Raw genomic sequence first — 13114 nt, forward strand, 5'->3', positions numbered from 1 at the left:
AGGCACGTGAGCACGTCTTCCCGCATCGCGCGACGGTTCGAAGCGACGCCGTTCCTCGAGAAGCGGGACGTCTCGCTCCTGTTCGTCCTGCCCGGACTGTTCGTCTTCACGGCGTTCATGCTGTTCCCGGTGCTGTATCTCGTCGGCATCTCGTTCACGAACGCCACGCCGGCGACGCTGTTCGCGGGCGACGGAGCGCTGTCGGTCCTGACGCTCGGGGAGGCGGAGTTCGTCGGTCTGCAGAACTACGTGCAGGTCCTGTTCGGCGGCCAGTTCCACGTCGTCCTGTTCGGGGAGACGCTCGTCACCCTCCCCATCAACGGCCAGTTCTGGAACTCCTTCGGCGTGACGTGGCTGTTCGTCGCCACGAGCGTCACGCTGAAGATCGGCCTGAGCCTCGGCATCGCGATGGTCGTGACGAGCGACCGCGTCCGCGGCAAGCGGCTCATGCGGTCGTTCATCATCCTCCCGATGGGACTGCCGGCCATCTTCACCGTCACGGTGTGGCGCGGCATCTTCAGCTCCGCCGAGTTCGGGCTCGCGAACCAGATCCTCGGTGAACTCGGGGTCGGTTCGGTTTCGTGGCTCGCCGAGCGGTGGCCCGCCTTCTTCGCGTACAACGTCACGGAGGCGTGGCTCGCGTACCCGTTCATGGTCATCATCACCGTCAGCGCCCTGCAGGACGTGCCCGAGGAACTGCACGAGGCGGCGAAGGTCGACGGCGCGGGCTACTTCTCCCGGTTCCTGCACGTCACCCTGCCGTCCATCAAGCGACCCGTGCTGTTCGCGTCCATCCTGACGGCCGCCGCGTCGTTCCAGCAGTTCCTCATCCCCTACGTGTTCAACCAGGGCGGCCCGGCCCGCGCGAACGAACTCCTGGTCGTCTACGGCTACCGCGAGGCGCTGCGGTTCCAGGAGTACGGACGCGGGGCGGCTATCAGCCTCGTCGCGGTCGCGTTCATCGGCATGTTCATGTGGCTGAACGTCAAGCGCGGCAAACTCGCCGACGGGGTGTCCGAGCAATGAGTCTGTTCGACGGCATCGGACGGAAGCTGAAAGAGGACGCACGGACCGTCGCGCTCGCTCCGGTCGAAACCGTCCGGGACGCGACGTACACCGTCGAGCAGGTCCGGCGCGGCAAACTCTCGCCGGTCGAACCGCTGAAGACGGTCGGGGCCACGCTCGGCGCGCTCGTGATGGTACTGCTGTTGCTGTTCCCCGTCTACTGGATTCTCATGGCCGCCCTGGCCGGAGCCGGCGGTTCGCTGCTCTCGTCGGACGGCCTGCAACTGTTCCCGGAGACCCCGACGCTGAAGCCGTTCCTCTGGGTCCTCGGCGACCTCGGGATTCCGGCGTACACCATCGCGGTGAATCTCCCGCTCACCGACCTCGCGCTCGTCGTCGAGACGCCCGAGTTCGTCTTCCTCGACGTCTCCCAGTACGGCGTCGAGAACCCCTCCTCGTTCAAGAAGTTCTTCTGGAACAGCGTCTCGGTCGCCGTCCCGACCGTCCTCATCTCGATGTCGCTGGTCGTGCCGGCGGCGTACGCGCTCTCGCGCCGGGAGTTCATCCTCCGTCGCAAGGTGCTCTTCCTGTACGTCCTGATGACCCAGGTCGGCGGCGGCCTCGGCGTCGCGTTGCTCATCGGACTGTACACCGTCTACGTCCAGTTCGGAATCAACGACAGCAAGCTCGCGCTCTCCGTCTACTACGCCGCGACCGCGGTGCCGTTCAACACGTGGCTCCTGAAGACGTACATGGACGGCATCCCGGTCTCCTACGAGGAGGCGGCCGTCGTCGACGGTGCGCCGCCGTGGCGCGTCGTCACCGAGGTCATCCTCCCCCTGTCCACCGCGGGACTGGCGACGGTGTTCGTCTTCACGTTCCTCGCCGGCTGGACGGAGTTCGTCGTCGCCCAGACCCTGCTCGGCACCGACAACTACACGCTGCCCGTCGGGCTGTTCTCGCTCGTCAGCGAGTACTCCATCCCGTGGGCGCGCTTCTCGGCGTTCGCGCTCACCTTCGCAACGCCGATAATGCTGGTGTACCTGTTCGCCCAGCGGTACATCGAGGGCGGCCTCTCCTTCAGCGGGATGGAGGGCTAGCGCCTCGTTCTCCACCTCGACGACACAGCCTCTTTCTGCCTGCGGGCCCTGTCGTGACGTATGACCGACGAAGCGCGACCGTCCGCCGGCACGGCAGCCGAGGAGGCCGCTTCGCGCTCGGGCGACCGACGCTGGCTCGTCCTGAATCCGACGAGCGGAACCGCCGACCACATCGACGACGTCCGACGGCTCGCTACCGAACGAGGGTACCGCATCGAGGAGACGGAGGGACCGGGACACGCCGCCGAACTCGCGCAGGACGCCGTCGCGGAGGACGTCGACCGTCTGGCGGTCGCGGGCGGCGACGGAACGCTCAACGAGGTGGTCCGTGGTCTCGACCGGGCGAACGGTCTCGATTCCGTGACGCTCGGCGTCGTCCCGACGGGGACGGCGAACATCTTCGCGACGAACGTCGGCATCACCGGCATCGAACACGGGTTCGAGATGCTGGACCGCGGCGAACGGCGGGACATCGACGTCGGCGTCGCCGGCGACACGCCGTTCGTGATGTCCTGTATCGCGGGACTGCCGGCGGACGCGAGCGTAGCGACGAGCGGCGAACTGAAGGAGCGCTTCGGCTCGCTCGCGTTCGTCATCGCCGGCCTGCAGGAGGTCGCGGCGTTCGACGGTCTCGACGTCGAACTCACCGCGGTCTCGCAGGGGGAGGAGACGACCTGGCAGGGCGAAGCACTGAGTGCGCTCGTCGGAAACGTCCGCCGGTTCACGAAGAAGGGCGGACAGGCGAACGTCGAGGATGGCCTCTTCGAGGTGGTCATCATCGAACAGATGCCCCCGAGCGACATCATCGAGGAGGGAATCGCCCATCGGCTGTTCGGCCAGGACACCGAACACGTCGTTCACGTCCGGGCGAGCCAACTGGAGATCGACAGCCAGAGCGGCGAGCCGATAGATTTCAGCCTCGACGGCGAACTGAGCTCGCACGAACGGCTCGTGTTACACACCCGACCGCACGCGCTCACGGTCTGCGTCGGACCGGAGTACGACCCCGACCCGGCGGACGAGTAACGGCCGTGACTCTCGGGTGACGAGTCGCTTACGGCGACCGCTCACCGTCGCCGGGACGGGTTAGGACCGTTCTCGCCGGACGACCCGACGCTGTCGACGCCGCGTATCTCCGCCACGACGACGCAGACGTCGTCCCGATGGCTCTCTGCGGGTCTTCGTCCGGACCTGGCAAAAAGGAAAGCAGCGACCGATTGACTATTGACGCGACCGCACTCGGCGGGAGAGTCGTCTCCGTCAGGCGTTGTTCATCCGCTGGCTCGTCGTCTGCCCGCAGCTCATACACTCCGTGACGCGGTAGGGCTCCCGCGAGAACTCCGTGTTCTCGTTCTTGTCGCTCTCGGTCCGAATCTTGATCTGGACCTGATGCGGCGTCGTGCCAGCACAGTTGTCACACGATTCCTCGACGTCGCCGGTTGCGGTGTCAACAGACATGGTGTATCACTGGCGTTCGGTCACGGTGAGGCGCTCCGGCGTCCGCCGCCGGTCGACCGCACCTCGCCGTTCCGTGTCTTTCCATTCCCCGTTCAGTGGCTGATGTCTCCTGCCTGTCTGTGCAAGTCGCCTTTAAGTGAGTCGTTGTATTCGTTCGTTCATCCCAGAACGAACCACGTCACGTTCCTACCTCGCCAGCATTTTCCCCGTCAGTTCCGAACGTCGGAGCCGGCCGAACGGCCGGATATCGTCCGCACCGGGTACGCTCAGCGTCGGAGCGCGCGACGGAGGCGCGTGAGGAGGCCGTCCGAGGTCGGGAGTTCGCGGGCGAGGGCGTCGAGTTCGTCGTCGCCGAAGCGGTCGTCCGTCCGGGCCTCGCGCAGCCACTCCTCCCACTCCGTCGTGGTCAGCGTGCCGCGCGACTCCGGCCCCCACTGGTCGACGAGCGCCTCCCGGTCGGCGAACGGAACGTCCATGCCGCTGTCGCCCCAGAACAGGGGAGCGAGTTCGAACGCGTACGCGTCGTCGTCCAGGAACCTGACCCGGTACGGGTACCCGTTGTAGAGGACGACGTCGCCCTCGGTGACGACCTCTCCGTTCGGCAGTTCGAGCGTCCGGCCCATTTGGCGGGGTTACGCACTCGGACCTCTTGGGGGTTCTCCCCGTCCCGCCTCGGTCCGGGGGTCGCGCCGCATGCCGGCGACCTTGACGTCGCCGACGCCTCGGTACGGCTAGTCGAGAATCTCCTCGGCGAGCGCCGGGACGAACGTCCCGACGTCCGTCACCATCCCGATGGCCTGCGCGCTCCCCCGGTCGAGGAGCTGGGTCACGGTCGCGGGATTGATGTCCACGCACACCACCGGCGTCGTCGACGGGAGGCAGTTGCCCACCGCGACGGAGTGCAGCAGCGTCGACAGCATCAACACCATGTCGGCCTCGTGGGCCTGCTCGCGGATGGCGTCCTGAGCTTCGACGGCGTCGGTTATCGTGTCCGGGAGCGGCCCGTCGTCCCGAATCGACCCCGCGAGGACGTACGGCACGTCGTTCGTGACGCACTCGTACATCACGCCCTCCTCGACGAGTCCCTCCTCGACCGCCGGTTCGATGCCCCCGGCGCGAACCACCTCGCTGATGGTGTAGATGTGGTGTTTGTGGCCCTTCCGCGGATGCTCCATCGTCTCCACGTCCATTCCCAGCGAGGTGCCGTAGACGCCGCGCTCGATGTCGTGGACCGCGAACCCGTTGCCCGCGCTCAGCATGTCGACGTACCCCTCGCGGACCAGTCGCGCCAGGGCGTCGCCCGCCCCCGAGTGGATGAGCGCCGGCCCGGCGACCGCCAGCACCGTGCCGTCCTCGGCCTTCGTCTCGACGAGGACCTCGGCTATCTCGCGGATGAGCGACGCCGACGGGCGCTCGCTCGACACTCCGCCCTGCATGAAACCGAACGGACCGCTGCCGCCGCGCGGGCGTTCCGGTGGGTCCACGCGCACCCCCGCCTCGCCGGTCACGACCAGGTCGCCCGCCTCGATGGCGTTGAGCACCTTCGTGTACGCCCGCCGCTCGTCCGGTTCGACGACGACGGCGCAGTCCATCTCGATTCGCTCGACGTCGATCCACTCGTCCTCGTGGTGGACCTGCGTCGGGTGGTTCGTCGTCGAGTAGAAGCCGTTCGGGACGACACGGTCGGCCGGCGCTGGCTCCAGCCTCGCGTTCGGCGGGTCCGTCAACTGCGCTCCGCTCTGGTGGAGTTCGTGCAGTATCGAACGCAGCGTCTCCTCGTCCGGCGCGGTGACCGTCATCCGGCAGTACGACTCTGCGTCTTTGTGTTCACCCACGTCGAACTGCTCGACGTCGAAGTTGCCGTCCAGGTCCATCACCACGCCGAAACACCGCTGCATCATCCCGGAGTCGATGATGTGTCCTTCGAGTTCGACCGTCCGAGCGACCGTCATAGCCCAACAGAGGACGGTCGTTCGTATCAGCGTTGTCACGCGGGCAAAGCTACGTCGCTTCGAGGGTCCGCTCCCCACTCCGTCCACGCGACGGACGTGACCGACGGGGAGTCGTCCCGGGAGCGACCGGTCGACTGCGCGCGCCGGCGGTCGGCGCGGCCGTCCGGTTTTATCCCCTGGAGAGCGACGACCCACACATGTCCGACGAAACTAGTCTCGACGACGCCGCAACGCTCGTGACCGGTGCGACGGCCGGAATCGGTCGCGCCAGCGCCCGCGCTCTCGCCGAAGCGGGCGCGGACGTCGCGCTCGCCGCCCGCCGCGAGGAACGACTGGAGTCGCTGGCCGCCGACCTCGAACGCGAGTTCGGCGTCGACGCGCTCGCGATTCCGGCCGACGTCACCGACGAGGCGCAGGTCGAGGCGATGGTCGACCGGACCGTCGACGCGTTCGGCGGCCTGGACGTGGTGGTCAACAACGCCGGCCTCGGCCGCGAGGAGGGGGACCTCACGGACCTCTCGACGGAGAAGTACCGCCAGATGATGGACGTCAACGTCGACGGCTCCTTCTTCACCGCGCGTGCGGCACTGCCGCATCTGCGCGAGTCTGCGGGCAACCTCATCTTCCTCGGGAGCTTCGCCGGGCAGTACCCCCGTCCCGGTGCGGCGGTCTACGCCGCGACGAAGTGGTGGACGCGCGGGTTCGCGCTGAGTCTCGCTGGGAGCGTCGGCGAGGACGGCGTCGGCGTGACCGTCGTCAACCCCTCGGAGGTCCGCACGAAGTTCGGCTCGGAGGACGACGACCCGTTCGAGGCGCGCTTCGAGGAGGGCGAAGTGACTGAACCCGAGGAGATCGCCGACGCGGTCGTGTTCGCGGCGACCCAGGAGCCGCCGACGACCGCGAGCGAGATCGACCTCTACCGGCGGGACAAGTTCGAACACTTCTGAGAGAGGCCGCCGTGACCGAAGCGATCACCGTAGCCTCCGGGAAGCGCCCCGTCGCGCGTCGCCCGCGCCGTTCCCGCCGGGGAACGGTACCGAGGGTCAGTCCGTGCGCCGGAACGTGTACGCGCCACACTCCGGGCACACCTGTCGCTGCCGTTCGAAGAAGCAGCCACAGCCGGTACAGACGTAGAGCGGGTCGCTCTTGCCGTCCCGGTCGAACAGGGTCGCCTTGAACGTGGAGAGAACGCCCATTTCAAGTCACCGTAACCCGGATTTCGGGCGCTTCCACCATAGGTAATCCCTGCTTAACGCCGGTTTGAGCCGGTTTATCCCTCCGAGTAGCGCGCCCGGACGGACGTCTCGTGGGTCGTCCGGACCTGTCCGGGGAAACCGGACCCCGGGGCGTCGAGGGTCGTTTGCCGACGGCGACTCCCTGGGACGAGTCGTTCGTCTGCTACGGACCTGCCGTCGCGGCGTCGCCCGGGACGGTCACTCGGTGACGACCGTCACCGTCCCGTCGAAGTCGAGGATGACCGACTGCGTGGTGTCTCCGAACAGCGCCTTCCCGGCCGGCGTGCGCTTGTCGCCCGCGAGGAAGACGTGGTCACAGCCGTACTCGTCGGCCGCGGCGAGAATCTCGTCGCGTTCGTTGCCGACGCGCCCGACCGCCTCCCACTCCGCGCCGACGTCTTCGAGCATCTCGCGGCCGATGTCGGCCGCGAACTGGCGCGCACCCTCCAGCGCCTGCCCCGCCGTGTACGACGACTCCACGTCGGAAATCCGCTCCAGCGACTGGCGCGTGGACTCGTACTCCTCGTCCGTGGTCACGTGGAGCAACACGAGGTCGGCGCCGACGCCCGCCGCGAGTTCGCCCGCCTCGTGAACCAGTCGTTTCGCGGACTCCGACGCCTCGACGACGGCAAGTGCTCGTTCCATATTGACCGTCGTTTACGTTCATGTAATAAATAGATTGGCACTTCGGCGCAAGCACCGGCCGCGCTGGCGCGCTCGCCCCGATCTCCTGCCGGCGGCTTCGACGCGACCCCGAGCGTCGTCAAAGTCGGCTGCTCAGTCCGTGCGGGCGTCGGTGATGCGGTCGAACTGGTCGTCGGAGAGCGATATCTCGGCCGCGCCGAGGTTCTCCTCAAGCTGGTCGACGGTGCGCGCGCCGACGATGGGGGTGCAGGTGAACTCGCGCTGCTGGACGAGCCAGCGGAGCGCGACCTGCGGCGGTGTCGCGTCGAGTTCGTCCGCGACCGCCCGAATCTCGTCGAGCACGTCCCACCCCGTCTCGGAGACGTAGTACTCCTCGAAGCTGTCGACGAGTTCCGCCCGGGAGCCCTCGGGAGCGTCGCCGTCCCGGCTGTACTTGCCCGTCAGGAAGCCGCCGGCCAGCGGCGAGTACGGACAGACCGCGACGTCCTGGTCGGCGCAGACGTCGAGGTAGTGCTCGACCGTGTCGTCGGTCGCGGCCGCGTGGTACATCGGCTGGGTCACGTCGAAGCGTTCCAGCCCCTCCACGTCGCTCGTCCAGAGCGCCTTCGTCAACTGCCAGGCGGCCATCGAACTCGCGCCGAGGTAGTTCACCTTCCCCTCCTCGACGAGTTCCGTGAGGACGGACAGCGTCTCCTCGATGGGCGTCTCCTCGTCCCAGCGGTGGATGTAGTAGAGGTCGAGGTAGTCGGTCCCGAGGCGCTCGAGCGTCCCTCGAATCTGGCTGCGGATGTGCTTGCGCGAGAGACCGCTGTCGTTGGGGCCGTCGCCCATCGGGAAGTACACCTTCGACGCGAGCACGAAGTCCTCCCGGTCGCGGTCGGCCAGCCAGTCGCCGATCCAGTCCTCGCTGGTGCCGGAGGGGTCGCCGTACACGTTCGCGGTGTCGATGAAGTTGCCGCCCGCTTCCGCGAACGTGTCGAGCAGGGCGTGGGCCGTCTTGCGGTCCGTCTCGACCACGCCGTCGCTCTCCTTGGCGAATCGCCACGTGCCGAGACAGAGTTCCGAGACCTTCGTTCCGGTGTTGCCGAGCGTCCGGTAGTCCATGTGTGAGTCGTCTTCGCGAAGGGACCTAAAAGTCGGGAAAGCGGTGAGACGGGCGTCCGTTACTCGTCGCCGCCGGCCCAGGAGTCGAGCGTGCGCTGGACGGCCGCCTCGCCGACCGCGCGTCCGAGAACGTCGAACCCGGCGCGCTCGCTGCGGTCGTCGGCGGAGGCGATGAGCCGCGAGACGATGAACTCCGGCGTCGACCTGCCCACCGTGTCGAACCGCGGCTGGTAGTCGACCTGGAGTTCGAGGTCGTCGTCCAGGCCCTCGGCGAAGATTCCGTCCTTCCGCGCCTGGTCGGGCAGGGGGTTGAGGTCGTCGGCGAGGTGGGTGACGAACACGCCGAGCGCGCCCTTGTCCACGGTCAGGCCGACCAGTCCGTGCAGGAGGTCGGCGGCGCTCCCCGGTTCGGTGATGGCCTCGAACTCGTCGACGAGCATCAGGGTGCGTCCGTCCGTTGTCAGCGGCGGAACGATGCTCCGGAGCGTCGACTCCAGTACGCCGGCGTTGAAGCTCGCGTGCCGGCGGTGGAAGACGATGGCGTCGGACGGGGACACCTGCGCGTGGTCGGCGGGGACGGGCAGCCCCATCTGGGCGAGCAGGCCGACCTGACAGAGCGTCTCGAGCAGCGTCGTCTTCCCGCCGCTGTTCGCGCCGGTGAGCACCGAGACGCGGTCGCCGCTCGGCGGCCCCGCCACGCGGTGGTCGCCGACGCCGTACGTGATGGGCTGGACCGACCCGCTCCCGGCGGCGAGAAAGAGGTTGCGCGCGTTCTCGACGGCGAACGCGCCCTCGGAAAACTCCGGGCGGGTCATCTCGAAGGCGTCCGCGAAGCGGGCGAGCGACAGGTGGAAGGCGAGGTCGTCGACGGTCTCGACGGCGGCGTCGATGGCCTCTCGGGCGGCCTCGATGTCCTCGCGCAGTTCGGCGGCCACCCGCTCCTCGCGCTCCTCGACCGCCTCGCGCTGGGCCTCGACGACGGCCCGCAGCGACTGGCTGACGAAGTCGGTCGCGTCGGTGGCGTCGCCGGTCGTCGCCGACCGAATCTCCCCCGGTCCGATGCCCGTCTCGTCGGCGACGTACTCGACGAACGACTCGCGGAACTCGTCGGGGCCGCGCACGTCTCCCGTCTGGACGCGTTCGAGCACGTCGAGCGCGCCGCTCTCGAGGCGTTCGACGGCGGAAAGCGCTTCCCGTCGGCGGTCGAGTTCCTCGTCCGCGCCGTCCGCGACCTCACCGTCGTCTAACTTCCCGAGCGCGCCGACGGCGGACTCGAGCGCGTCGCCGTCGATGGCCGCGACGGGGGCGAACGCGCCGTCCGAGACGCCGGCCTCGCGGAGCGCCAGCACGGTCTCGACCGCCGCGCGCTCGCCGCCGTCGTACCCCTCGAACGCGTCGAGGACTGCCTCCCGCGTCGCTTCGTCTACGTCGCCCCACGAGTCGGTCGCCTCCGTCACGGCGTCGAGACGCTCCTCGGCCGCTTCGCGGGTCGGGAGCGGCGTCAGCACCCGGATGCGGTCGGCGGCGTCCTCGGTGACGGCGTAGTCGCTGGCGAGGTCGAGCAGGTCCTTGTACACGGAGCGAGTGTCGCGGGTCGCCAGCACGGCCATCCCCTCGCCGCCGTTCGCGCGCCGGAGGATGCGGGTCGCTCGCCCCCGCGCGAGCCCCGCCTCCGTCAGCGCGCGCACGTCGCTTCCCTCGATGGCCTCGATCGCCCGCTCGACCCCGAGTTCGGATTCGAGCAGGTCGCTCGTCTTGGGTCCGACGCCCCAGTAGTCCTCCAGTCGCATACCTGTCGGCTGACACGGACCCACCTTAACGATTTCCAGTGGGAGCCGAAGCGTTCAGGTATCCTCGTGACATCTTTCTTCCAGATGGCGGTCGACGAATCCACCTCTCCGCCCAGCGTCGTTCACGTCGGAGTACCGACAGGCGTCCGCGACGCGGCGGCGCGACTCGACGAGACGGTCGAGAGGGTCGCGGACGCGTCGGCGGCGTTCGACCCGGAACCGGAGTGTCTGGTCTGCGAACACCGACCGCCGGAGCGCGACGCCCGCGAACTGCTCGCGACGGCGGCCGAGCGCGCGCCGGACTGTCCCGTCGTCGTGGTCGCGCCGGACGCCGCCCACCCGGAACTGCTCGACGCGGGCGCGACGGACTGCGTTCGCCCCGACCGCTCCGCGCGCCTCGCGCGCCGGGTCGAGAACGCCGCCGAGCGCCGCCGCGCCGAGCGAGAGCGGTCGACGGCGGCCGCCCGCTTCGACGCACTGGTCGACTGCGGCCCCGACGCGGTCGTCGTCGTCGACGACGCGGGCACGATTCGGTACGCGAACGCCGAGGTCGACCGCGTCCTGGGCTACGCCCCGTCCTCGCTCGTCGGCGAACCGCTGGCGACGCTCGTGCCCGAACCCCGACGGGGCGACCACCGCGACGTCCTCGACTGCTGTCTCGCGGGCGACGGGGGAGCGGACGACGGGGACTACCGCGAACTGCCGGGTCGCCACAGCGACGGTCACGAGGTTCCGCTGACCGTCGCGTTCCGCCCGTTCGAACGCGACGGCGACCGGCGGTTCGTCGGCGTCCTCCGGGACGTCTCCGGACGGCGCGCGGCCGAGACCGCGCTCGAAGCGACCCAGGAGCGCTACCGGACGCTGGTGGAGACCTGTCCGGACGCCCTGTTCGTCGCGGACGCCGAGACGGGCACCGTCCTCGACGCGAACCCGGCGGCCGAGGACCTGCTCGGCAAACCCCGCGAGGAGATACTCGGCCTCCACCAGAGCGACCTCCACCCGTCGGACGACGAGACGTACTACCGTCGTATCTTCGACGACCACGCCGACCGCGGCGGCATCACGCGCCGAGACGGCGACCTCACCGTCGTCCACGACGACGGCCACGAGGTGCCGGTCGAGATAAGCGCTAACATGACGAAACTCGACGGACGGGAGGTCATCTACGCCGTCTTCCGCGACGTGACCGAGCGTGCGGAACGGACGACGGCCCTCGCCTCGCTGCGCGCGGCGGCCCGTGAGTTCATCTCCGCGGAGACGAGGGAGACCATCTGCCAGGTGACGGTCGAGACGGCCCGGGACGTCCTCGGCACGTCGCTGGCGGCCGTTCACCTGTTCGACGCCGACGAAGACGTCCTGCGGCCCACCGCGGCCACAGACGAAGCCCACCGGGTGTTCGACGGCATCCCGACGTTCGGGCCGGACGAGTCGCTCGCGTGGGACGTGTACGAGAGCGGCTCACCGGCGGTGTTCGGCGACGTCGGGTCGATGACCCGAGCGTACAACCGGAATACGCCCGTCGACACGGAGGTCATCGTTCCGCTGGACGACCACGGCGTCCTGACCGTCGGGTCGCTCGACGCCGCGACCGTCCCTGACTACGCGCTCGATTTCGCGCAGATTCTCGCCGCGAACGCCGCTCGCGCACTCGACCGGGCGGAGCGCGAGGAGACCCTGGCGTCCCAGCGCGCGGAACTGGCGGAGCTGAACCGCATCAACGCGGTCATTCGCGAGGTGGACCGCGCGCTCGTCCGGGCGACGACCCGCGAAGCGGTCGGCGACTCAGTGGTCGAGCGGCTGACGGACGGCGGCCCCTACGAACACGCCTGCATCGTCGAGCGCGGGGCGGGCGGCGACGTCCGGAGCGAGGCCGTCGCGGGCGAGACGAGTGGAGACCCCGAGGCCGTGGCGACGCGAGCGGCCGACGCCGGACGCGTGGTCGTCGAGGAGGGCGGGGAGGACCTGGCCGCCATCCCGCTGGAGTACCACGAGACGGCGTACGGCGTCCTCGTCGTGACGGCCGACAGGGCGGGCGCGTTTGACGACCGCGAGCGCACCGTGCTCGCGGAACTCGGGGAGACCATCGCTTACGCCATCGCCGCCGTCGAGAGCAAGAAAGCGCTCGTCAGCGACGCCGTCGTGGAACTGGAGTTCGCGGTCAGCGCCGCGGCCGACCACTTCTTCGTCGACGTACCGAAGCACGCCGACTGCGCGTTCGAGTTCCGCGGCGCGACGGTGACCACGGACGGGTCGATGCTGTACTACCTCACGGTCAGCGGGACCTCGCCCGAGCAACTGATGGAGCGGGTGCGGTCGTTCGACGAGGTCGAACGCGCCCGGGTCGTCGACGCTCACGACGACGGCGGTCTGATAGAGGTCGTCAACGACGACGCGCTGGTCCTGGCGCTGGCCGACCACGGGGGGACGCTGACGTCCGCGAGCGCCGGCCCGGACGGGGCACGAGCCGTGGTCGAACTCCCCGTGGACGCGGACGTCCGCGGCGCGACCGAGACCATCGAGCGCTACTATCCGAGCGTGGAGTTGCTGGCCCAGCGCGAGCGCGACCGCGTCGGGACCACGCCCCGGCACATGCGGACTGCGCTCGACGAGGCGTTGACCGATCGCCAGCGCACGGCGCTCGAAGTAGCCCACCTCGCAGGCTACTTCGAGTGGCCCCGGGCGAGCACGGCCGAGGAGGTCGCCGAGTCGCTCGGCGTGACGGCCCCGACCTTCCACCAGCATCTCCGCCGAGCAGAGTCGAAACTGCTCGACGCGTTCCTCGAGGAGTAGTTCCGTCGCGGTCACGTACGCTACCCACACGCTCA

Annotated in this window: 12 protein-coding genes; 5 read left to right on the forward strand and 7 right to left on the reverse strand. The window is 69.0% G+C overall.

What is annotated here, in order from left to right:
* Nucleotides 1–6: 6 nt before the first annotated feature.
* Genes ACTF4R_RS12780 through ACTF4R_RS12790 form a run of 3 tightly spaced genes read left to right on the forward strand, consistent with a single transcriptional unit; the run spans nucleotide 7 to nucleotide 3131 of the window.
* A complete protein-coding gene (locus ACTF4R_RS12780) occupies nucleotides 7–1026 on the forward strand; it encodes a carbohydrate ABC transporter permease (RefSeq protein ID WP_440008274.1) in 1020 nt (339 codons plus the stop codon).
* A complete protein-coding gene (locus tag ACTF4R_RS12785) occupies nucleotides 1023–2105 on the forward strand; it encodes a sugar ABC transporter permease (RefSeq protein ID WP_440008275.1) in 1083 nt (360 codons plus the stop codon). Before ACTF4R_RS12780 ends, ACTF4R_RS12785 begins: the two co-directional genes overlap by 4 nt.
* Before the next feature lie 60 nt (nucleotides 2106–2165).
* Nucleotides 2166–3131, forward strand: coding sequence for a diacylglycerol/lipid kinase family protein (locus tag ACTF4R_RS12790; protein WP_440008276.1), 966 nt, complete (start codon nucleotides 2166–2168; stop codon nucleotides 3129–3131).
* A 234-nt stretch (nucleotides 3132–3365) separates the two neighbouring features.
* On the opposite strand, the gene ACTF4R_RS12795 is transcribed toward ACTF4R_RS12790, so the two are convergent.
* From ACTF4R_RS12795 to ACTF4R_RS12805, 3 genes are all read right to left on the reverse strand, one after another.
* Complete coding sequence (locus tag ACTF4R_RS12795) at nucleotides 3366–3563, reverse strand: DUF7835 family putative zinc beta-ribbon protein (protein ID WP_440008277.1); 198 nt, start codon at nucleotides 3561–3563, stop codon at nucleotides 3366–3368.
* A 266-nt stretch (nucleotides 3564–3829) separates the two neighbouring features.
* The gene (locus ACTF4R_RS12800; protein ID WP_440008278.1) at nucleotides 3830–4186 is read right to left on the reverse strand and encodes a hypothetical protein; all 357 of its coding nucleotides are present in this window, start codon (nucleotides 4184–4186) and stop codon (nucleotides 3830–3832) included.
* Between the two features lie 108 nt (nucleotides 4187–4294).
* Nucleotides 4295–5515: an ornithine cyclodeaminase, nickel-pincer nucleotide-dependent gene (locus ACTF4R_RS12805; RefSeq protein ID WP_440008279.1), complete on the reverse strand. Its 1221-nt coding sequence runs from the start codon at nucleotides 5513–5515 to the stop codon at nucleotides 4295–4297.
* A gap of 197 nt (nucleotides 5516–5712) precedes the next feature.
* On the opposite strand from ACTF4R_RS12805, the gene ACTF4R_RS12810 reads away from it, so the two are divergent.
* Nucleotides 5713–6462: an SDR family oxidoreductase gene (locus ACTF4R_RS12810; RefSeq protein WP_440008280.1), complete on the forward strand. Its 750-nt coding sequence runs from the start codon at nucleotides 5713–5715 to the stop codon at nucleotides 6460–6462.
* Between the two features lie 96 nt (nucleotides 6463–6558).
* On the opposite strand, the gene ACTF4R_RS12815 is transcribed toward ACTF4R_RS12810, so the two are convergent.
* The 4 genes from ACTF4R_RS12815 to ACTF4R_RS12830 form a co-directional block, all read right to left on the reverse strand.
* Complete coding sequence (locus ACTF4R_RS12815) at nucleotides 6559–6711, reverse strand: hypothetical protein (protein WP_440008281.1); 153 nt, start codon at nucleotides 6709–6711, stop codon at nucleotides 6559–6561.
* Nucleotides 6712–6948: 237 nt separating this feature from the next.
* Nucleotides 6949–7395, reverse strand: a complete 447-nt coding sequence (locus tag ACTF4R_RS12820) for a universal stress protein (protein ID WP_440008282.1) — start codon at nucleotides 7393–7395, stop codon at nucleotides 6949–6951.
* 132 nt (nucleotides 7396–7527) lie between these two features.
* Entirely contained in the window at nucleotides 7528–8499 is a 972-nt protein-coding gene (locus tag ACTF4R_RS12825; protein WP_440008283.1) for an aldo/keto reductase, read from the reverse strand.
* A 59-nt stretch (nucleotides 8500–8558) separates the two neighbouring features.
* Nucleotides 8559–10289 carry a DNA mismatch repair protein gene (locus ACTF4R_RS12830; protein WP_440008284.1) on the reverse strand — a complete coding sequence of 577 codons (1731 nt, stop codon included), beginning with the start codon at nucleotides 10287–10289 and terminating at the stop codon, nucleotides 8559–8561.
* Nucleotides 10290–10355: 66 nt separating this feature from the next.
* Between ACTF4R_RS12830 and ACTF4R_RS12835 the strand changes: the two genes are divergently transcribed.
* Nucleotides 10356–13079 carry a PAS domain S-box protein gene (locus tag ACTF4R_RS12835; RefSeq protein WP_440008285.1) on the forward strand — a complete coding sequence of 908 codons (2724 nt, stop codon included), beginning with the start codon at nucleotides 10356–10358 and terminating at the stop codon, nucleotides 13077–13079.
* Nucleotides 13080–13114: the final 35 nt, after the last annotated feature.

The sequence above is a fragment of the Halomicrococcus pelagicus genome, assembly GCF_051917725.1.
GTDB lineage: Archaea > Halobacteriota > Halobacteria > Halobacteriales > Haladaptataceae > Halomicrococcus.

Bases quoted from the DNA above. Each gene is read 5' to 3' on its own strand.
- ACTF4R_RS12785 (WP_440008275.1), top strand. From the start codon at position 1,023: ATGAGTCTGTTCGACGGCATCGGACGGAAGCTGAAAGAGGACGCACGG.
- ACTF4R_RS12790 (WP_440008276.1), top strand. From the start codon at position 2,166: ATGACCGACGAAGCGCGACCGTCCGCCGGCACGGCAGCCGAGGAGGCC.
- ACTF4R_RS12795 (WP_440008277.1), bottom strand. From the start codon at position 3,563: ATGTCTGTTGACACCGCAACCGGCGACGTCGAGGAATCGTGTGACAAC.
- ACTF4R_RS12800 (WP_440008278.1), bottom strand. From the start codon at position 4,186: ATGGGCCGGACGCTCGAACTGCCGAACGGAGAGGTCGTCACCGAGGGC.
- ACTF4R_RS12805 (WP_440008279.1), bottom strand. From the start codon at position 5,515: ATGACGGTCGCTCGGACGGTCGAACTCGAAGGACACATCATCGACTCC.
- ACTF4R_RS12810 (WP_440008280.1), top strand. From the start codon at position 5,713: ATGTCCGACGAAACTAGTCTCGACGACGCCGCAACGCTCGTGACCGGT.
- ACTF4R_RS12815 (WP_440008281.1), bottom strand. From the start codon at position 6,711: ATGGGCGTTCTCTCCACGTTCAAGGCGACCCTGTTCGACCGGGACGGC.
- ACTF4R_RS12820 (WP_440008282.1), bottom strand. From the start codon at position 7,395: ATGGAACGAGCACTTGCCGTCGTCGAGGCGTCGGAGTCCGCGAAACGA.
- ACTF4R_RS12825 (WP_440008283.1), bottom strand. From the start codon at position 8,499: ATGGACTACCGGACGCTCGGCAACACCGGAACGAAGGTCTCGGAACTC.
- ACTF4R_RS12830 (WP_440008284.1), bottom strand. From the start codon at position 10,289: ATGCGACTGGAGGACTACTGGGGCGTCGGACCCAAGACGAGCGACCTG.